This is a genomic window from Enterobacter sp. PL_is379, from assembly GCF_055817355.1.
Genome location: NZ_JBVPGT010000026.1, coordinates 160,770 through 178,915 on the forward strand (window position 1 = coordinate 160,770; position 18,146 = coordinate 178,915).

An 18,146-nucleotide genomic window follows, 5' to 3' on the forward strand; every position below is an offset into this window, starting at 1 on the left:
CGGCCTGATGCCCTCACCCCGGCCCTCTCCCACAGGGAGAGGGAGAAAACACCTATTCGTAATAATTATAAATCCCCGCCGGTATCACCAGCGATGACGCCACTTCGTACGCCTTCTCGCGCCCGACCAGCAGGTCAATAATCTTTAAGCCAAAATCAATTGCGGTGCCGGGTCCCTGGCTGGTCAGCAGGTTGACGCGCGGGTCCCAGACCACGCGTTTATCCACCCAATGTTCTTCCGGGATCGTATCCTTAAGCCCCGGGAAGCCGGTCATGTTGCCGATAGGGAAGATATCGTGCGGAATCAGCACCGTGCCGGCGGCGGCACAGATAGCGGCGACGATACGGCCGGATAAATGAAACTGACGCACGGTCTCGACCAGCAGCGGGCTGTCGCGAAAACATTCCGCGCCTTTCAGGCCACCGGGCAAAACGATGATATCGTAATCCCCGTCGGCTACCTGCACGAGCGGGGCATCCGCGAGCAGCTTCACGCCGCGCGAGCAGGTAATCGCCAGGCTGCCGTCGCTGGCGACGCTGGCGGTGGTCACCTTAATGCCGCCGCGCACCATCAAATCAATGGTGGTGACCGCTTCCATCTCTTCGCTACCAGGGGCGAGGCAGATCAGGGCTGACGCGCTCATATTCACTCTCCTTACGTTTAACCAGGTCATACAGACGGGCGTTTTCCGGCACCGCGATGCCGTGCGCGCGGGCGCGTTTTAGCAGATAACCGGTGATATAGTCGATCTCCGTGTGGCGTAATGCCCGAACGTCCTGCAGCATCGAGGAGATGTTTTCTGCCGTGCTTTCAATGACCTGATCGACATAACAGCGCAAATCGTCCGCCGACGTGTGCAGGCCTTCCCGCTCAACGACCGCCGCGATTTCTGCACACAGCACCGCAACGTCCTGTGGATGATTTTTCAGCTCTCCGTTCGGACAGTTCCACAGCGCCGTCAGCGGATTGATCACGCAGTTTACGGCCAGCTTGCGCCAGAGTTGAGGACGAATATGGTTATGCCAGGCCACGTCCGGCAGCACCTTCTGCAGCACATCGGCCAGATAGCTATAGTCGCCATCCTGCGTTCTGGCGGGTCCAATGTGCGTCACCCCGCTGGCGACATGCACGATGATGTTACCGTCGCGACGGGCAGCGTGCGTGGTCGTCGCCATCAGCAGGGGCTGCGGAACGCTTTTCAGCTCGTCAAGGGTCCCCATGCCGTTATGCAGCAGCAGTATGGGCGAAGTGGGGGGGAGCTGGGCGGACAGCGTCTTTACCGCGTCTGAGACCTGCCACGCTTTGAGCGTCACCAGTAAAAGGTCGCTTTGCGCCAGGAAATCAGGATCGTTCGCGGTGAGGGATTCGTTAAAGATGCTTCCGTCTTCACCAATCAGGTTTACACTGCAATAGGGCTGGGGCACGCGCAGCCAGCCCTGAACCTCATGTCCGTGCTTGCACAGCGCGGTCAGCCATAGCTGACCAAGGGCTCCACATCCGAGCACTGTAATTTTCATTGTTCCTCCTCACCTGCAACTGCGCCAGGTGTTACAGCTTAATTATACAGCTAAGCTTCTGTTGAGTTATGCCTCGTAGCGGGTATTATGCAACGCAACAAAAGTGAAGGGAGAAGAAAAGATGCCATCTTTCGATATTGTTTCCGAAGTTGATATCCAGGAAGTTCGCAACGGCGTTGAGAACGCAACCCGCGAAGTTGAGTCACGTTTCGATTTTCGTGGCGTTGAGGCGTCGTTTGAGCTGAACGACGCAAATAAGACCATTAAGGTGCTGAGCGAGTCTGATTTCCAGGTAAATCAGCTGCTCGACATTCTGCGCGCCAAGCTGTTAAAGCGCGGCATCGAAGGGACGTCTCTGGATGTGCCGGAAGAGTTTGTGCACAGCGGTAAGAACTGGTTTGTGGAAGCCAAGCTGAAGCAGGGCATTGAGAGCGCGGTGCAGAAGAAGATTGTGAAGCTCATCAAAGACAGCAAGCTGAAGGTGCAGGCGCAGATCCAGGGCGAAGAGATTCGCGTGACCGGTAAGTCCCGCGACGACCTCCAGTCCGTGATGGCGCTGGTGCGCGGCGGCGATCTGGGGCAGCCGTTCCAGTTTAAAAACTTCCGCGATTAATATAAAAAGCCCGGTTTAACCGGGCTTTTTTTCACGCCTTGAGCGCCTGCTCGACCTCGAAACGGTTGGTCACCTTACTGTCAATTTTGACGTAAGCGCTGCGCTCTTCGGGAACAATCAGCACCTCTGTGACCCCGTCTTTAGCTTCAAGACGCTGTTTCAGCACATCGCTAATCTCCACATCATCCGGAATTTCTACGCGCAGACTGCTCACGTAGCGCGGCTCTTTCATGGTACCGGCGACCAGCAGCCAGACTGTCGCCAGCAGCGCCCCCGCGAGAAACACGGTTTGTGAATCAAAGAGTCCGTCCACCCAGCCGCCAAGCGAGCCGCCGATCGCCACGCCGAGGAACTGGCTGGTGGAGTAAATGCCCATTGCCGTGCCTTTGTAACCGGCGGGGGACTCTTTGCTGATCAGCGACGGTAGCAGGGCTTCCATCAGGTTAAATGCCAGGAAGAACAGCTGCACGCCGGCAATCAGCTCCCAGAAGTGCGGGCCGGCACCCCAGAGCACGATCTCGGCAATCAGAAGGACCGCCACGCAGCCCACGAAGACGCGCTTCATTTTGCGCTTCACTTCGGCGTAGATGATGAACGGCACAACGGAGACAAACGAAATCAGCATCGTAACCAGATAGATTTTCCAGTGCTCAGCCGCCGGGAAACCCGCTGCAGCAAGCTGGCCGGGCAGGGCAACAAAGGTCGACATCAGCAGAATGTGCAGACACATAATGCCAAAATTCAGCTTAAGCAGGCGCGGCTCGACAATCACTTTGCTGAAGCAGCCTTTTACCATCCCCGACTCACGGTTGAGGACGTGGTTTTTGCTGTCCGGAACCACCCACAGGGTTAAGGCTATACCGATGGTCGCCAGCACGGCAATCATCCAGAACAGGGCGTGCAGACCCAATGTGTGCGTAATGATGGGGCCGAGCACCATCGCAATCGCAAACGTCACGCCAAAGCTCACGCCGATGAACGCCATCGCTTTGGTACGGTTCTGCTCGCGGGTTAAGTCTGACAGCAGCGCCATCACCGCAGCGGCAATCGCGCCGGAGCCCTGCAGAGCGCGGCCAAGAATAATCCCCCAGATGGAATGGGAGAGGGCGGCAATAACGCTCCCGAGCACAAAGACCAGCAACCCGCCGACAATCAGCGGCTTGCGGCCCACCCGGTCAGAGAGCAGGCCAAACGGGATCTGGAACACCGCCTGCGCCAGACCATAAATGCCAATGGCGAGGCCAATCAGTGCCTCGCTGGCCCCCTGCAGCGCCATACCGTACGTGGTCAGAACAGGCAGGACCATAAACATGCCAAGCATCCGTAGCGAGAAGACAGTCCCTAAGCCCCAGGTCGCGCGTAGCTCGCCTGGCGTCATTTTATAATCGTTCATTACCACCTCAGTTCAAAAGCAGGCCATAGTGTAGTGCGGGGAAGGGGCGGGGTAAATAAAGGGTTATTTAACAAATATTACATGCGTTATTAATGGATTTTATGAATAAAAAAGGGTGCCGAAGCACCCCTTTATTCACCTGTTGTGGCTTACCAGACGTAAGTCAGCAGGTTATGTGAATCTGGCACCATGAAGTCCACGGACATCATCACGGACAGCGAGGTGATGGCTACAATCGAGAACACAAACAGCTTGCGCGCCCAGACTTTGTCATCTTCCACTTTGTAACCGCGCAGCGCCATGCCGAGCCACCAGACGCTCACCGCAGCCGCTACCGCCAGATATTTGTATCCAGCGTAACCACCCAGAGAGAGCATCAGCGTTGCCACGGCAAAGGCGATGATGTACAGCGTGATGTGGTTCTTGGCAACGGAGATGCCTTTCACGACCGGCAGAACCGGGATGTTCGCTGCCTGATAATCCTTAAAGCGGAAAATCGCGATGGCATAGGAGTGCGGCATCTGCCACAGGCTAAAGATAGCCAGCAGGATAGCCGCACCGCTGTCGAACTCATTCGTGACCGCGCAGTAGCCAATCACCGGCGGCGCAGCGCCGGAGAGAGAACCAATCAGCGTGCCGTAGACGGAGTGACGCTTCATATACAGGCTGTAGACGCCCACATACACCACGAACCCCATCACCCCCAGCCAGCAGGCCAGCGGGTTAGCACCAAACCACAGCAGCATAAAGCCAGCAATACCCAGCAAGGTGGCGTACACCAGCGAGACGGAAGGGGCGATCAGGCCTTTCACCAGCACCCGATTTTTGGTCCTTTCCATCTTCTTGTCGATATCCATGTCGATGTAGTTGTTAAATACACAACCGGACGCAACAACCAGTGACACACCGACCAGCGTGTAGATAAAGAGGGTGTAATCAATGCTGCCCTTAGAGGCCAGCAGGAACCCTCCGATCACGGAGATCAGGTTGCCAAAGATGATGCCTGGTTTCGTTACTTGCAGGTATTGCTTAAACATACTCGCCGCTCTTAGTGAACCATCATGTTGTAGTTGAGGTTCCACATAATCCAGATGGAACCGACTACCAGGATAGCGATGATAATCACGGTAAAGATAAAGGCGGTCATATTCCAGCCTTCATCGGACTTGGTGTTCATGTGCAGGAAGCAAACCAGATGCACCAGAATCTGAATCACCGCGGTCACCAGGATTGCACCCAGAATAACCGGCTTAGACGCAGAACCGCTCATCACCATCCAGAACGGGATCACCGTCAGGATGATCGACAGGATGAAACCTGTCATGTAGGTTTTTACGCTACCGTGGGAAGCGCCATGATCGTTTGAATGACTCATTACATCGCCCCCATCAGATATACAACAGAGAACACACAGATCCACACCACGTCCAGGAAGTGCCAGAACAGGCTCAGGCACATAATACGGGTACGGTTAGTGCTGGTCAGGCCGCGACGGGATACCTGGAACATCAGTACCGCCATCCAGATCAGACCAGAGGTAACGTGCAGACCGTGGGTACCTACCAGCGCGAAGAACGCGGACAGGAAGCCACTGCGATCCGGACCGAAACCTTCCAGAATCAGGTGATGGAATTCATAGATTTCCATCCCGATAAATCCAGCACCAAACAACCAGGTCAACGCCAGCCAGGACACAACCTGGCTCTTGTTGTTTTTGTACATGGCGATAGCCGCCATGCCGTAGGTGATGGAGCTGAATAACAGCAGTGCGGTTTCAACCAGAACGAACGGCAGTTCAAAGATATCCTTGCCAGCCGGGCCGCCCGCCGTGCCGTTCACCAGAACGGCATAGGTCGCGAACAGACAGCAGAACAGAATGCAGTCGCTCATCAGGTAGATCCAGAAACCGAAGACTTTGGTCGGTCCTGTATCGTGGTGCGCATGTTCATGCGCGTGGGCAGTTGAGTGCGCCAGAGTATCAGTTGCCATTTTTCAGCCCCGCTTTAGAAATCTCGTCGAAATGCTGATTTTCCAGCTTCTCAACTTCACGGACTGGTACGTAGTAGTCCACGTCCTCGTCAAAGCTCTTCACAATCCAGCTGATTACGATGCCGGCGAAGCCAACAATCGCCATCCACCAGATGTGCCAGATCATTGCGAAACCAAATACCGTTGCGAAGGCGGCAATCACGATGCCCGCACCGCTGTTTTTCGGCATGTGGATCTCTTCGTAATGAGCAGGTTGCTTGTACGCTTCACCTTTTTCTTTCATTTCCCAGAATGCGTCGCGTTCATGAACCTGCGGCACGATGGCAAAGTTATAGAAAGGCGGTGGAGAAGAGGTTGCCCACTCCAGCGTACGGCCACCCCATGGGTCACCGGTCAGGTCACGGTTCTGGTCGCGGTCGCGAATAGACACGTAGAACTGAATCAGCTGAGACGCGATACCACAGGCAATCAGCACGGCACCGCCCGCTGCAACCATCAGCATTGGGTGGAACTGCGGATCGATCTGCTGGCTCAGACGACGGGTCATACCCATGAAGCCCAGCACGTACAGCGGCATAAATGCTACGAAGAAGCCGATGATCCAGAACCAGAACGCGCGTTTACCCCATTTCTCGTTCAGCGTGAAGCCGAACGCTTTTGGCCACCAGTAGGTTACGCCAGCGAAGCAGCCGAAGACCACGCCACCGATGATAACGTTATGGAAGTGCGCAATCAGGAACAGACTGTTGTGCAGAACGAAGTCAGCACCTGGTACCGCCAGCAGTACACCGGTCATCCCACCTACGGAGAAGGTCACGATGAAGCCGATGGTCCACAGCATCGCTGAGTGGAACACGATACGGCCCTGGTACATGGTGAACAGCCAGTTGAAGATCTTCACCCCGGTAGGGATGGCGATAATCATAGTGGTGATACCGAAGAAGGCGTTTACGTTCGCGCCCGCACCCATGGTGAAGAAGTGGTGCAGCCAAACGATGAACGACAGAACGGTAATACACACGGTTGCCCACACCAGAGAGGTGTAACCAAACAGACGTTTACGCGAGAAGGTTGCCGCGATTTCGGAGAACACACCGAACACAGGCAGAACCAGAATGTACACTTCCGGGTGACCCCAGGCCCAAATCAGGTTGATGTACATCATCATGTTGCCACCCATATCATTCGTGAAGAAATGGGTGCCCAGGTAGCGGTCCAGGGTCAGCAGCGCGATGGTGACGGTCAGAATTGGGAAGGATGCAATAATCAGGATGTTGGCGCACAGAGATGCCCAGGTAAATACAGGCATCTTGAACATGGTCATGCCAGGGGCACGCATCTTGATAATGGTCACGAAGAAGTTGATACCGGTCAGGGTAGTACCGACACCGGAGAGCTGAAGCGCCCAAATCCAGTAGTCGACGCCAACGCCCGGACTGTACTCAATTCCTGACAGCGGCGGGTAAGCCAGCCAGCCGGTCTGCGCGAATTCGCCCACACCCAGTGACAGGTTAACCAGAATAACGCCGACAACCGTGAACCAGAAGCTCAGGTTGTTCAGGAACGGGAACGCCACGTCGCGTGCGCCGATTTGCAGCGGAACGACAACGTTCATCAGACCGATAACCAGCGGCATCGCCACGAAGAAGATCATGATAACGCCGTGAGCGGTAAAGATCTGATCGTAGTGGTGCGGCGGCAGGAAGCCGGCTTCACCCGCAGAAGCGAGTGCCTGCTGGCTACGCATCATGATCGCATCCGCAAAGCCACGAATTAACATGACGATACCGACGATGCAGTACATGATACCGAGTTTTTTGTGGTCAACCGAAGTCAGCCACTCGTTCCACAGGTAGCTCCACTTACCGAAGTAAGTGATCAGGGCCAGTAAGGCCGCGCCACCAATGATAATTGCAGCCACCGTAACCACGATAATCGGTTCATGGTAGGGCACTGCATCCAGTGTCAATTTTCCGAACATTTTCTTCCTCGGCCCCTTAGTGAGCGGTTTCCGCGTGGCTCATGTCCATGCCTTCCATACCTTCATGCGCGCTGTGCTCGCCTTCAGGCTGGGTCATGTCCATGCTCTTGCCGTGATCCATAAATTTGCCAATAACGTCTTTGAACAAATCTGGTTTCACATTAGAGAAGTACTCCACCTTGTTGTATTCGCTAGGTGCAGCCACTTTTTCGAACGCCGCCATGTCAGACATGGTGTTTGGAGACTGCTTCGCTTTTTCAACCCACTGGTCGAAAGCGGCACGGTCCGGCGTCGCAATAGCTTTGAACTTCATACCTGAGAAGCCCGGGCCGCTATAGCTGGCGGAGATACCATCATAGGTGCCTGCTTCATTCGCGATCAGGTGCAGATTGGTCTGCATACCGGCCATCGCGTAAATCTGGCTACCCAGACGTGGGATGAAGAAGGAGTTCATTACGGAGTTGGAGGTCACTTTGAACTGAACCGGAGTGTTCGCCGGGAAGGCGATTTCATTCACGGTAGCAATACCCTGCTCTGGATAGATGAAGAACCATTTCCAGTCCATGGAGACCACTTCAATGGTAATAGGTTTCTCATCGTGAACCAGCGGTTTGCTTGGCTCAAGTGCGTGAGTGGTTTTCCAGGTCAGTACGGCAAGGAACAGGATGATCAGAATAGGTACCGTCCAGACCACAGCTTCCACTTTATTGGAGTGTGACCAGTTAGGGCTATACTTCGCATCTTTATTGCTCGCACGATACTTCCAGGCGAAACCAACAGCCATCAAAATGGCAGGAATAACCACAATCAACATCAGGCCAAAAGCCGTCAATATCAGTGAACGTTGTTCCAGTCCAATCTGTCCTTTGGGGTCTAGTAGTGCAGAATCGCAGCCACTGAGTAATACAGTGCCCGCGAATAATGACAACCATCCCAAACTTTTATTGTATTTCCCGAGTCTCATTTAACGACCTCAATTCCACGGAGTCTGGTGGCGTTTAAAGTGTGCGGGCATTTTACGGGAAGGTTACATTACTGTAAACATCATTAGGCCTGTGTCAGGAAGGTGTTACCGGGTTCTGCCGCACGTGTCACAAGTGTTGCAAATTATGTCGGTTTTTATGACCGAAGCCGCATGGCATGGGCTTTATAACGAAAGGACCCCCAAGCATACCCTAAAAGGGGCAATTGGTATAACCATTGTTGAAAATAAACAAAAAATTAACAATTAATTATCAATAAAAAGACATCTAAAAAACGAAAAATCAAACTCTCGCATGCTGAATCGTTTAATGAAAAATAGCGTTTTGAAATGGGAGCCAATAATTTCCAAATCCTATCCCGCACAAAACAACAAATATTTTTTTTGCGGTTGATGGCTATTTCGCCGTTATAATTTCGGTTAGTGATTACAACGGGAAATAACCTTTCGCATTTTTCTTCAGGTCATCTGCGTTTTACGCAAGGCCATGAAATCGAGCAGGCCCCCGGTCAGGATCCCGGCGATAGCCAGCAGGGCGCCTGCGTCCAGCAGAAGGGCTTCGAAGGGGAGTGCCAGTGACGTGCTGGCATTAATAATGAGCACCACCAGCCACAGTGCCAGAGCAAGGCAGCCCACCATTAACAGACGTAACGCAAAACGGTAGGCGCGGTGATATTCGGTGCGCGGCATAAAGTGTTCTGTCCGCTGGGTATATTCCAGCGTCTGGCGACACACCAGCAACAATAAAATCCCCGGCACGGCGGCCACGACAGAAAAGAGATAAAATGTTGGCCAACCGTGGGCTTCCACGAACCAGCCGGCAATCGGGCCAACGTACACGCGGCCTACGGCAGAGAGCGCCGAGAGCAGAGCGAACTGCGTGGCGGAAAATGACTTGTTGCACAGGGTCATCAGCAGGGCGACAAACGCCGCTGTGCCCATACCGCCGCAGAGGTTTTCGAAGAACACCGCCGCGGCCATGTTGATAGTATGTTTATCGGTAATCGACAGCAGCCAGTAGCCTGCGTTAGAGGCGCCCTGAAGGATGCCGAAAATCAGCAGCGCGCGGAACAGCGTCAGGCGCTGCATCAGCACGCCACCGTATAATGCCCCGACAATGGTCGCAAACAGCCCCAGCGTTTTATTCACCACACCCACTTCACCGGCGTCAAAACCGACACCGCGGATCAGGAAGGTGGTGGTCAGGCTCATGGCAAAGGCATCGCCCAGCTTATAAAGGACGATGAGCAACAGGATCAGCCAGGCGTTGTTGCGGCCAAAGAAGTCACGAAGCGGTTCGGCGACGGCCTGCTCCAGCGAGCGGGGAACCGGGATAACGTCACTCGGTTCGGGCGCCAATAAGGTCGCGATAATGCAGGGGATCAGCAGGGCGGCCATCAGCCAGTACATGCCCTGCCAGCCGAGGTAACGGTCGGCAAGCCACAGCGCCAGCCCACCGGAGACCAGCATCCCGAGGCGATAGCCCAGCACGCTGATTGCCGCACCGGCGCCACGCTCTTCCGCAGGTAACACGTCCGTCTTCCAGGCATCGAACACGATATCCTGAGAGGCGGAACAGAAGGCAATCACCACCGCAAGCGCCGCCATCCAGCGAAGCTGCGTGGTAGGTTCAAGAAAGCCCATCGCCGCAATGGCCAGCAGCAGGAGGATCTGCGTCATCACCAGCCAGCCGCGACGACGCCCGAGGAAAGGCGGCGTGTAGCGATCCATGACCGGAGACCACAGGAACTTAAAGACGTAGGCCTGGCCCACAAGCGAGAAGAAGCCAATGGTTTTCAGATCGATGTTCTCGACCGTCATCCACGCCTGAAGCGTGCCGGAAGTGAGTGCGAGGGGTAAACCCGAGGCAAAGCCGAGGATCAGCAGAATCGCTGATTTCGGTTGCTGGAAAATGCGTAAGTAATGGCTGGACATGTTCTTATAAAACTGACCCGGTGATACACCGGGTCAGCGAGCGGGATTAACGCGCGTTCTGCTTGATGAAGTCGTGAATGCTGGTGTCCTGCGCCATATCGGCGATGGTATCGGTCAGCACGCTATTAACGGCGTTAGCAATGTTCTGGTTGGAGGCCTGGAACGCACCTTCAACAGAGTAGCTGGCGCGGTAGTTTTTGGTCATCTTGTTGCCATTCTTCGCGGTGGCAATGATGGCGATATCCGCTTTGGTCGCGATGTTGTAGCGCACGTTGCCCTGAGACACGTCAGCATACAGGTTGTTCACGATGATCTGCAGATCAACCGCGCCGCTTGGGCCAATCATGTAGCCGCGAGCGGTCATCTGTTTCTCCAGCACTTCCTGGAGCAGGAAGCGCAGGTCGCGGGACGCGGTGAGGGTAACCTGCTGGTTATCGCGGGTCACTTTTGCCAGCGCCTGATCCTGACGCTGATCGGCACCGTTAATGCTCACGGTGACGCCCATCAGGCTTGGGTCCTGCTGAGGCAGGGTGATTTTTGGTGAGACATCAATAGTGGTAGGCGGGGTAGCGCAGCCTGCCAGCATAAAAAGGGCTACCAACGGAAAGAAGAGTTTTTTTAACATTTTCGGGTTCTCAACGAATCGTAAGCATATAAAGAGAAAAATTGCCGCCATCATAACATCGCCAACGGCGAGGGGAAGTGGTCAACGCATGTAAATTCATCGCCTTGTCCGAAAACTGACCAGTTCACCGTTTTTCCCAATCCGTGTATGACAAAACGTATGAGTCTCACAGTGAACTTCATTCGTTTGAATGAGAAAATCAGACGAAAGCTAAATATTTGTTGTCAAGGTGTAATGGAAACGGTAAAAGCGGCTAACATTTAAAGGGATGGGTGACATCCTGGCGTTGTCGGAGGAGTAATTTCATGATGATACGTGAGCATATAGAAGATAAATTAAGGGCGGCGTTCAACCCTGTGTTCCTCGAAGTCGTCGACGAAAGCTATCGTCATAACGTGCCGGCAGGTTCTGAAAGCCACTTCAAAGTGGTTCTGGTTAGCGATCGCTTCACGGGAGAACGTTTCCTGAATCGGCATCGCTTGATCTACAGCACCTTGACGGAAGAACTCTCCACGACCGTACATGCGCTGGCACTGCATACCTATACCATTAAGGAATGGGAAGGCTTGCAGGATACGGTTTTTGCATCACCGCCCTGTCGCGGAGCAGGCACAATCGCCTGATAAATCGGATTTGCAACGGCTGGAGCTTTTCCAGTATGTTGCTTACAGATTTCCTCAAAACGGCCTCCGGGCCGTTTTGTTTTGTCTGAGTTTTGAGCGGATGGTGCGATTTTAAGGCTAAAAATAGCCTTAAAGTGTGAAAAAAGCCGCAGCAACATGCCCCAACCGTTCTCGACTCACCTAAGTGATGCCGCTATAATGCCGCGTCTTATTGAATGTCTTCGGGATGATTCTGGCGACAGGGAATGTGAATCTGCACTAAGAGAGCATCCCGGTATAACAGACAGATTCAGAGTTGACCGAGCACTGTGATTTTTTTGAGGTAACAAGATGCAAGTTTCAGTTGAAACCACTCAAGGCCTTGGCCGCCGTGTAACGATTACTATCGCTGCTGACAGCATCGAAACTGCTGTGAAAAGCGAGCTGGTCAACGTAGCAAAAAAAGTACGTATTGACGGCTTCCGCAAGGGCAAAGTACCAATGAATGTTGTTGCTCAGCGTTATGGCGCTTCCGTGCGTCAGGATGTGCTGGGTGAACTGATGAGCCGTAACTTTATTGATGCGATCATCAAAGAAAAAATCAATCCGGCCGGCGCGCCGAACTACGTTCCAGGCGAATACAAACTGGGCGAAGACTTCACCTACTCCGTAGAGTTCGAAGTGTACCCGGAAGTTGAGCTGAAAGGTCTGGAATCTATCGAAGTTGAAAAACCAGTTGTTTCCGTGACTGACGAAGACGTTGACGGCATGCTGGATACCCTGCGCAAGCAGCAGGCGAACTGGAAAGAGAAAGAAGGCGCTGTTGACGCTGAAGACCGTGTCACCATCGACTTCACCGGTTCTGTAGACGGCGAAGAGTTCGAAGGCGGTAAAGCGTCTGACTTCGTACTGGCAATGGGCCAGGGTCGTATGATCCCAGGCTTTGAAGACGGTATCAAAGGCCACAAGGCTGGCGAAGAGTTCACCATCGACGTGACCTTCCCGGAAGAATACCACGCTGAAAACCTGAAAGGGAAAGCAGCGAAGTTCGCTATCAACCTGAAGAAAGTTGAAGAGCGCGAACTGCCAGAGCTGACTGAAGAATTCATCAAGCGTTTCGGCGTGGAAGATGGTTCCGTAGCGGGTCTGCGTACCGAAGTGCGTAAGAACATGGAACGCGAACTGAACGGCGCGGTGCGTAACCGTGTGAAATCTCAGGCGATCGAAGGTCTGGTGAAAGCCAACGACATCGACGTTCCAGCTGCCCTGATCGACAGCGAAATCGACGTTCTGCGCCGTCAGGCTGCACAGCGTTTTGGTGGCAACCAGCAGCAAGCGATGGAACTGCCACGCGAGCTGTTCGAAGAGCAAGCGAAACGCCGCGTAGTTGTTGGCCTGCTGCTGGGTGAAGTGATTCGTACCCACGAGCTGAAAGCTGACGAAGAGCGTGTGAAAGGCCTGATCGAAGAGATGGCTTCTGCATACGAAGATCCATCAGAAGTGATCGAGTTCTACGGTAAGAACAAAGAGCTGATGGACAACATGCGCAACGTCGCCCTGGAAGAGCAGGCTGTTGAAGCGGTACTGGCGAAAGCGAAAGTGTCCGAAAAAGCGACCTCTTTCAACGAACTGATGAACCAGCAGGCGTAATTTCGCCCCAACGGTTTAAAGTTTGAACAAAAACCCGTTGCCTTTTGGTGACGGGTTTTTTTTATCACACCAATAGCCCAGGAAGAGTGCTAAAACGCCCTTTCAGTGTTAGCGTAACAACAAAAGGTTGTTATGCTTGAAATAGGGCACTGTGAACCCCATAAGTACGTAATCACGATGAATGAGACTGGCTGATAATCCGTCCATAAGGTTACAATCAGTACAGCAGGTGTTTTCAATTTAGATCCAGGAGACGGAAATGTCATACAGTGGCGAACGAGATAACTTTGCACCCCATATGGCTCTGGTGCCAATGGTTATTGAACAGACCTCACGTGGTGAGCGATCTTTTGATATCTATTCCCGTCTGCTCAAGGAACGCGTTATCTTTCTGACCGGCCAGGTGGAAGACCACATGGCTAACCTGATCGTGGCGCAGATGCTGTTTCTGGAAGCGGAAAACCCGGAAAAAGACATTTACCTGTACATCAACTCCCCGGGGGGCGTGATTACAGCGGGGATGTCCATTTATGACACCATGCAATTCATCAAGCCAGATGTCAGCACTATCTGTATGGGTCAGGCTGCATCTATGGGCGCGTTCCTGTTAACAGCAGGGGCGAAAGGGAAGCGTTTCTGCTTGCCAAATTCCCGCGTGATGATTCACCAGCCGCTGGGCGGTTACCAGGGGCAGGCGACGGATATCGAAATCCACGCCCGCGAAATTCTGAAAGTAAAAGCGCGCATGAATGAACTTATGGCGCAGCATACGGGTCAACCACTCGAGCAGATCGAGCGCGATACCGAGCGCGATCGCTTCCTCTCTGCACCAGAGGCAGTTGAGTACGGCTTAGTCGACTCCGTGTTGACCCATCGTAATTGATGCCCGCGACGCGAGTGTGCCGCTATACTAAGGTAGGGCGGCACGCTGCTTATTGCAGCTTGCGTCTTAGATTGGCATTTGCGTCGTCATGTGCGGCACAAAGAACTTAAAAAGAGGTTTGGACTCATGACAGATAAACGCAAAGATGGTTCGGGCAAACTGCTGTACTGCTCTTTTTGCGGCAAAAGCCAGCATGAAGTGCGTAAACTGATTGCCGGGCCGTCCGTGTATATCTGCGACGAATGTGTCGATTTATGTAACGACATCATTCGCGAAGAGATTAAAGAAGTCGCACCGCACCGTGAGCGCAGCGCGCTGCCAACGCCGCATGAAATTCGTCATCACCTTGACGACTACGTCATCGGACAGGAGCAGGCCAAGAAAGTGCTGGCGGTAGCGGTCTATAACCACTACAAACGTCTGCGTAACGGCGACACCAGCAATGGCGTAGAACTGGGTAAAAGTAACATTCTGCTGATCGGCCCAACCGGTTCCGGTAAAACGCTGCTGGCTGAAACCCTGGCGCGTCTGCTTGATGTTCCGTTCACCATGGCGGATGCCACCACCCTGACCGAGGCCGGTTATGTGGGTGAGGATGTTGAAAACATCATCCAGAAACTGCTGCAGAAATGTGATTACGACGTACAGAAAGCCCAGCGTGGGATTGTTTACATCGATGAGATCGACAAGATCTCCCGTAAATCTGACAACCCGTCCATTACCCGTGACGTATCGGGTGAAGGCGTACAGCAGGCACTGCTGAAGCTGATCGAAGGTACGGTTGCCGCTGTTCCGCCACAGGGTGGTCGTAAACATCCTCAGCAGGAGTTCCTGCAGGTTGATACCTCTAAGATCCTGTTCATCTGTGGCGGTGCGTTCGCTGGTCTGGATAAAGTCATCTCCCACCGTGTTGAAACCGGCTCCGGCATTGGTTTTGGCGCAACGGTGAAATCGACGTCCGAAAAACCAAACGAAGGTGAACTGCTGTCTCAGGTTGAACCAGAAGATCTGATCAAATTCGGTCTGATCCCTGAATTCATCGGCCGTCTGCCGGTTGTGGCAACGCTGAATGAGCTGAGTGAAGACGCGCTGATCCAGATCCTGAAAGAGCCAAAAAATGCGCTGACCAAGCAGTATCAGGCGCTGTTCAATCTGGAAGGCGTTGACCTGGAATTCCGCGACGAAGCGCTGGATGCCATTGCCAAGAAAGCGATGATCCGTAAAACCGGCGCGCGTGGCCTGCGTTCTATCGTTGAAGCGGCACTGCTCGACACCATGTACGATCTGCCGTCGATGGAAGACGTGGAGAAAGTGGTGATTGACGAGTCCGTCATTAGCGGTCAAACCAAGCCGCTGCTGATTTACGGCAAACCGGAAGCACAGCAGGCATCTGGCGAATAATTCACCAAATCATACAAGCAGTTAATCAAAAAGGGGGGATTTTATCTCCCCTTTACTTTTTCCGTATTCATAGCGTTGAATGTGTGGGAAACATCCCCATATACTGGATACATGTTAATGGTTATGTGAAGCACAGTGACATGACCAGCTTACCTGGCGGACACTAACTAAGAGAGAGCTCTATGAATCCTGAGCGTTCTGAACGCATTGAAATCCCCGTATTGCCGTTGCGCGATGTGGTGGTTTATCCGCACATGGTCATACCCTTATTTGTAGGGCGGGAAAAATCTATCCGTTGCCTCGAAGCCGCTATGGATCATGATAAAAAAATCATGCTGGTGGCGCAGAAAGAAGCATCAACGGATGAGCCGGGTGTAAACGATCTTTTCACCGTCGGGACCGTGGCCTCTATTTTGCAGATGCTGAAGCTGCCTGACGGCACCGTGAAGGTGCTGGTTGAAGGCCTGCAGCGTGCGCGTATTACCACTCTGTCAGACGACGGCGAACATTTCTCTGCCAAGGCAGAGTACCTTGATTCGCCTGAACTTGATGAGCGCGAGCAGGAAGTACTGGTTCGCACCGCGATTAGCCAGTTTGAAGGCTACATCAAGCTGAACAAGAAAATCCCACCAGAAGTGCTGACGTCGCTGAACAGCATCGACGATCCTGCACGTCTGGCAGACACCATCGCTGCACATATGCCGCTGAAACTGGCTGACAAACAGTCTGTGCTGGAAATGTCCGACGTTAACGAACGTCTGGAATACCTGATGGCGATGATGGAGTCTGAAATCGATCTGCTGCAGGTTGAGAAGCGTATTCGCAACCGCGTGAAAAAGCAGATGGAAAAATCTCAGCGTGAGTACTATCTGAATGAGCAAATGAAGGCCATTCAGAAAGAACTGGGCGAGATGGACGATGCGCCGGACGAAAACGAAGCGCTGAAGCGTAAGATCGACGCGGCGAAGATGCCGAAAGAGGCGAAAGAGAAAGCCGAAGCCGAGCTGCAGAAGCTGAAAATGATGTCTCCAATGTCGGCTGAAGCGACCGTTGTACGCGGCTACATTGAGTGGATGGTGCAGGTTCCATGGAACGCCCGCAGCAAGGTCAAAAAAGACCTGCGTCAGGCGCAGGAAATCCTCGATACCGACCACTACGGCCTGGAACGCGTGAAAGACCGCATTCTTGAGTACCTCGCGGTACAAAGCCGTGTAAACAAAATCAAAGGCCCAATTCTGTGCCTGGTCGGACCGCCAGGGGTGGGTAAAACCTCTCTGGGTCAGTCCATCGCTAAAGCGACCGGACGTAAGTATATTCGTATGGCGCTGGGTGGCGTGCGCGATGAAGCGGAAATCCGCGGTCACCGCCGTACCTACATCGGTTCTATGCCGGGTAAATTGATCCAGAAGATGGCGAAAGTGGGCGTTAAAAACCCGCTGTTCCTGCTGGATGAGATCGACAAGATGTCGTCGGACATGCGTGGCGATCCCGCGTCTGCACTGCTGGAAGTGCTTGATCCAGAACAGAACGTGGCGTTCAGCGATCACTACCTGGAAGTGGACTACGACCTGAGCGACGTGATGTTCGTGGCGACGTCGAACTCCATGAACATTCCGGCCCCGCTGCTGGACCGTATGGAAGTGATCCGTCTCTCCGGTTATACCGAAGATGAGAAGCTGAACATTGCTAAGCAGCACCTGCTGCCGAAACAGATCGAGCGTAACGCGCTGAAAGCCAACGAGCTGACCGTCGAGGACAGCGCGATTATCGGCATCATTCGCTACTATACCCGTGAAGCGGGCGTGCGTAGTCTTGAGCGTGAAATCTCTAAACTGTGTCGTAAAGCGGTGAAACAGCTGCTGCTGGATAAGAGCCTGAAACATATTGTGATTAACGGCGACAATCTGCATGCGTACCTGGGCGTCCAGCGCTTCGACTACGGTCGCGCGGACAACGAAAACCGCGTTGGTCAGGTGACTGGCCTGGCATGGACGGAAGTGGGTGGCGATCTGCTGACCATCGAAACCGCCTGTGTACCGGGTAAAGGTAAACTGACCTACACCGGCTCGCTGGGTGAAGTGATGCAGGAGTCCATCCAGGCGGCGCTGACCGTGGTGCGCGCGCGCGCGGAGAAACTGGGGATCAACCCTGATTTCTACGAAAAACGCGACATCCACGTGCACGTACCTGAAGGGGCGACGCCGAAAGATGGTCCAAGCGCGGGTATTGCCATGTGTACCGCTCTGGTTTCTTGCCTGACAGGGAACCCGGTGCGTGCCGATGTGGCGATGACCGGTGAGATTACGCTACGTGGCCAGGTTCTGCCGATTGGCGGCTTAAAAGAAAAACTGCTGGCGGCACATCGCGGTGGGATCAAAACCGTATTGATCCCTTACGAAAATAAACGCGATCTGGAAGAGATTCCGGACAACGTGATTGCCGACCTGCAGATTCATCCTGTTAAGCGAATTGAGGAAGTTCTTAGTCTCGCATTGCAGAATGAACCGTCAGGAATGCAGGTTGTAACCGCAAAATAGTGACCTCGCGCAAAGAGCGTCAATAAAAACAAGGCTGG

16 protein-coding genes are annotated in these 18,146 nt (G+C 53.5%); 6 read left to right on the forward strand and 10 right to left on the reverse strand.

Annotated elements, in window-relative coordinates; translation table 11 throughout:
• Window positions 1-52: 52 nt before the first annotated feature.
• The gene (gene yajL, locus AC0TOY_RS08720) at window positions 53-643 is read right to left on the reverse strand and encodes a protein deglycase YajL (RefSeq protein ID WP_248272978.1); all 591 of its coding nucleotides are present in this window, start codon (window positions 641-643) and stop codon (window positions 53-55) included.
• A complete protein-coding gene (panE, locus tag AC0TOY_RS08725; RefSeq protein ID WP_090418037.1) occupies window positions 606-1,517 on the reverse strand; it encodes a 2-dehydropantoate 2-reductase in 912 nt (303 codons plus the stop codon). Before panE ends, yajL begins: the two co-directional genes overlap by 38 nt.
• Window positions 1,518-1,638: 121 nt before the next feature.
• Here panE and AC0TOY_RS08730 point away from each other — a divergent pair, with 121 nt between their 5' ends.
• The gene (locus AC0TOY_RS08730) at window positions 1,639-2,130 is read left to right on the forward strand and encodes a YajQ family cyclic di-GMP-binding protein (protein ID WP_023334701.1); all 492 of its coding nucleotides are present in this window, start codon (window positions 1,639-1,641) and stop codon (window positions 2,128-2,130) included.
• 31 nt (window positions 2,131-2,161) lie between these two features.
• Here AC0TOY_RS08730 and AC0TOY_RS08735 read toward each other — a convergent pair whose 3' ends face one another.
• The 8 genes from AC0TOY_RS08735 to AC0TOY_RS08770 form a co-directional block, all read right to left on the reverse strand.
• Window positions 2,162-3,523, reverse strand: a complete 1,362-nt coding sequence (locus tag AC0TOY_RS08735; RefSeq protein ID WP_069720231.1) for an MFS transporter — start codon at window positions 3,521-3,523, stop codon at window positions 2,162-2,164.
• Between the two features lie 149 nt (window positions 3,524-3,672).
• Window positions 3,673-4,560, reverse strand: a complete 888-nt coding sequence (gene cyoE / locus AC0TOY_RS08740) for a heme o synthase (protein WP_157188686.1) — start codon at window positions 4,558-4,560, stop codon at window positions 3,673-3,675.
• 11 nt (window positions 4,561-4,571) lie between these two features.
• Window positions 4,572-4,898, reverse strand: a complete 327-nt coding sequence (locus tag AC0TOY_RS08745) for a cytochrome o ubiquinol oxidase subunit IV (RefSeq protein ID WP_006176899.1) — start codon at window positions 4,896-4,898, stop codon at window positions 4,572-4,574.
• The gene (locus AC0TOY_RS08750) at window positions 4,898-5,512 is read right to left on the reverse strand and encodes a cytochrome o ubiquinol oxidase subunit III (protein ID WP_023334703.1); all 615 of its coding nucleotides are present in this window, start codon (window positions 5,510-5,512) and stop codon (window positions 4,898-4,900) included. Before AC0TOY_RS08750 ends, AC0TOY_RS08745 begins: the two co-directional genes overlap by 1 nt.
• Complete coding sequence (gene cyoB, locus AC0TOY_RS08755; RefSeq protein WP_014168864.1) at window positions 5,502-7,493, reverse strand: cytochrome o ubiquinol oxidase subunit I; 1,992 nt, start codon at window positions 7,491-7,493, stop codon at window positions 5,502-5,504. Before cyoB ends, AC0TOY_RS08750 begins: the two co-directional genes overlap by 11 nt.
• A gap of 16 nt (window positions 7,494-7,509) precedes the next feature.
• On the reverse strand, window positions 7,510-8,457 hold the full coding sequence (gene cyoA, locus AC0TOY_RS08760; protein ID WP_014882770.1) for a cytochrome o ubiquinol oxidase subunit II: 948 nt from the start codon (window positions 8,455-8,457) through the stop codon (window positions 7,510-7,512).
• Between the two features lie 477 nt (window positions 8,458-8,934).
• On the reverse strand, window positions 8,935-10,410 hold the full coding sequence (ampG, locus tag AC0TOY_RS08765) for a muropeptide MFS transporter AmpG (RefSeq protein ID WP_473721724.1): 1,476 nt from the start codon (window positions 10,408-10,410) through the stop codon (window positions 8,935-8,937).
• 46 nt (window positions 10,411-10,456) lie between these two features.
• Window positions 10,457-11,035, reverse strand: coding sequence for a lipoprotein (locus tag AC0TOY_RS08770; RefSeq protein WP_023310568.1), 579 nt, complete (start codon window positions 11,033-11,035; stop codon window positions 10,457-10,459).
• A 305-nt stretch (window positions 11,036-11,340) separates the two neighbouring features.
• Here AC0TOY_RS08770 and bolA point away from each other — a divergent pair, with 305 nt between their 5' ends.
• The 5 genes from bolA (at window position 11,341) to lon (ending at window position 18,108) form a co-directional block, all read left to right on the forward strand.
• The gene (gene bolA, locus AC0TOY_RS08775; RefSeq protein ID WP_021241655.1) at window positions 11,341-11,658 is read left to right on the forward strand and encodes a transcriptional regulator BolA; all 318 of its coding nucleotides are present in this window, start codon (window positions 11,341-11,343) and stop codon (window positions 11,656-11,658) included.
• Window positions 11,659-11,988: 330 nt separating this feature from the next.
• Complete coding sequence (gene tig, locus AC0TOY_RS08780; RefSeq protein WP_024906818.1) at window positions 11,989-13,287, forward strand: trigger factor; 1,299 nt, start codon at window positions 11,989-11,991, stop codon at window positions 13,285-13,287.
• A gap of 259 nt (window positions 13,288-13,546) precedes the next feature.
• Window positions 13,547-14,170 carry an ATP-dependent Clp endopeptidase proteolytic subunit ClpP gene (clpP, locus tag AC0TOY_RS08785; RefSeq protein WP_010428105.1) on the forward strand — a complete coding sequence of 208 codons (624 nt, stop codon included), beginning with the start codon at window positions 13,547-13,549 and terminating at the stop codon, window positions 14,168-14,170.
• 126 nt (window positions 14,171-14,296) lie between these two features.
• Window positions 14,297-15,571: an ATP-dependent protease ATP-binding subunit ClpX gene (gene clpX, locus AC0TOY_RS08790; protein ID WP_024906819.1), complete on the forward strand. Its 1,275-nt coding sequence runs from the start codon at window positions 14,297-14,299 to the stop codon at window positions 15,569-15,571.
• A 182-nt stretch (window positions 15,572-15,753) separates the two neighbouring features.
• Window positions 15,754-18,108 (forward strand): endopeptidase La, encoded by a 2,355-nt coding sequence (gene lon / locus AC0TOY_RS08795; protein ID WP_023334706.1) that lies wholly within the window; start codon window positions 15,754-15,756, stop codon window positions 18,106-18,108.
• Window positions 18,109-18,146: the final 38 nt, after the last annotated feature.

Bases quoted from the DNA above. Each gene is read 5' to 3' on its own strand.
- yajL (WP_248272978.1), bottom strand. From the start codon at position 643: ATGAGCGCGTCAGCCCTGATCTGCCTCGCCCCTGGTAGCGAAGAGATG.
- panE (WP_090418037.1), bottom strand. From the start codon at position 1,517: ATGAAAATTACAGTGCTCGGATGTGGAGCCCTTGGTCAGCTATGGCTG.
- AC0TOY_RS08730 (WP_023334701.1), top strand. From the start codon at position 1,639: ATGCCATCTTTCGATATTGTTTCCGAAGTTGATATCCAGGAAGTTCGC.
- AC0TOY_RS08735 (WP_069720231.1), bottom strand. From the start codon at position 3,523: ATGAACGATTATAAAATGACGCCAGGCGAGCTACGCGCGACCTGGGGC.
- cyoE (WP_157188686.1), bottom strand. From the start codon at position 4,560: ATGTTTAAGCAATACCTGCAAGTAACGAAACCAGGCATCATCTTTGGC.
- AC0TOY_RS08745 (WP_006176899.1), bottom strand. From the start codon at position 4,898: ATGAGTCATTCAAACGATCATGGCGCTTCCCACGGTAGCGTAAAAACC.
- AC0TOY_RS08750 (WP_023334703.1), bottom strand. From the start codon at position 5,512: ATGGCAACTGATACTCTGGCGCACTCAACTGCCCACGCGCATGAACAT.
- cyoB (WP_014168864.1), bottom strand. From the start codon at position 7,493: ATGTTCGGAAAATTGACACTGGATGCAGTGCCCTACCATGAACCGATT.
- cyoA (WP_014882770.1), bottom strand. From the start codon at position 8,457: ATGAGACTCGGGAAATACAATAAAAGTTTGGGATGGTTGTCATTATTC.
- ampG (WP_473721724.1), bottom strand. From the start codon at position 10,410: ATGTCCAGCCATTACTTACGCATTTTCCAGCAACCGAAATCAGCGATT.
- AC0TOY_RS08770 (WP_023310568.1), bottom strand. From the start codon at position 11,035: ATGTTAAAAAAACTCTTCTTTCCGTTGGTAGCCCTTTTTATGCTGGCA.
- bolA (WP_021241655.1), top strand. From the start codon at position 11,341: ATGATGATACGTGAGCATATAGAAGATAAATTAAGGGCGGCGTTCAAC.
- tig (WP_024906818.1), top strand. From the start codon at position 11,989: ATGCAAGTTTCAGTTGAAACCACTCAAGGCCTTGGCCGCCGTGTAACG.
- clpP (WP_010428105.1), top strand. From the start codon at position 13,547: ATGTCATACAGTGGCGAACGAGATAACTTTGCACCCCATATGGCTCTG.
- clpX (WP_024906819.1), top strand. From the start codon at position 14,297: ATGACAGATAAACGCAAAGATGGTTCGGGCAAACTGCTGTACTGCTCT.
- lon (WP_023334706.1), top strand. From the start codon at position 15,754: ATGAATCCTGAGCGTTCTGAACGCATTGAAATCCCCGTATTGCCGTTG.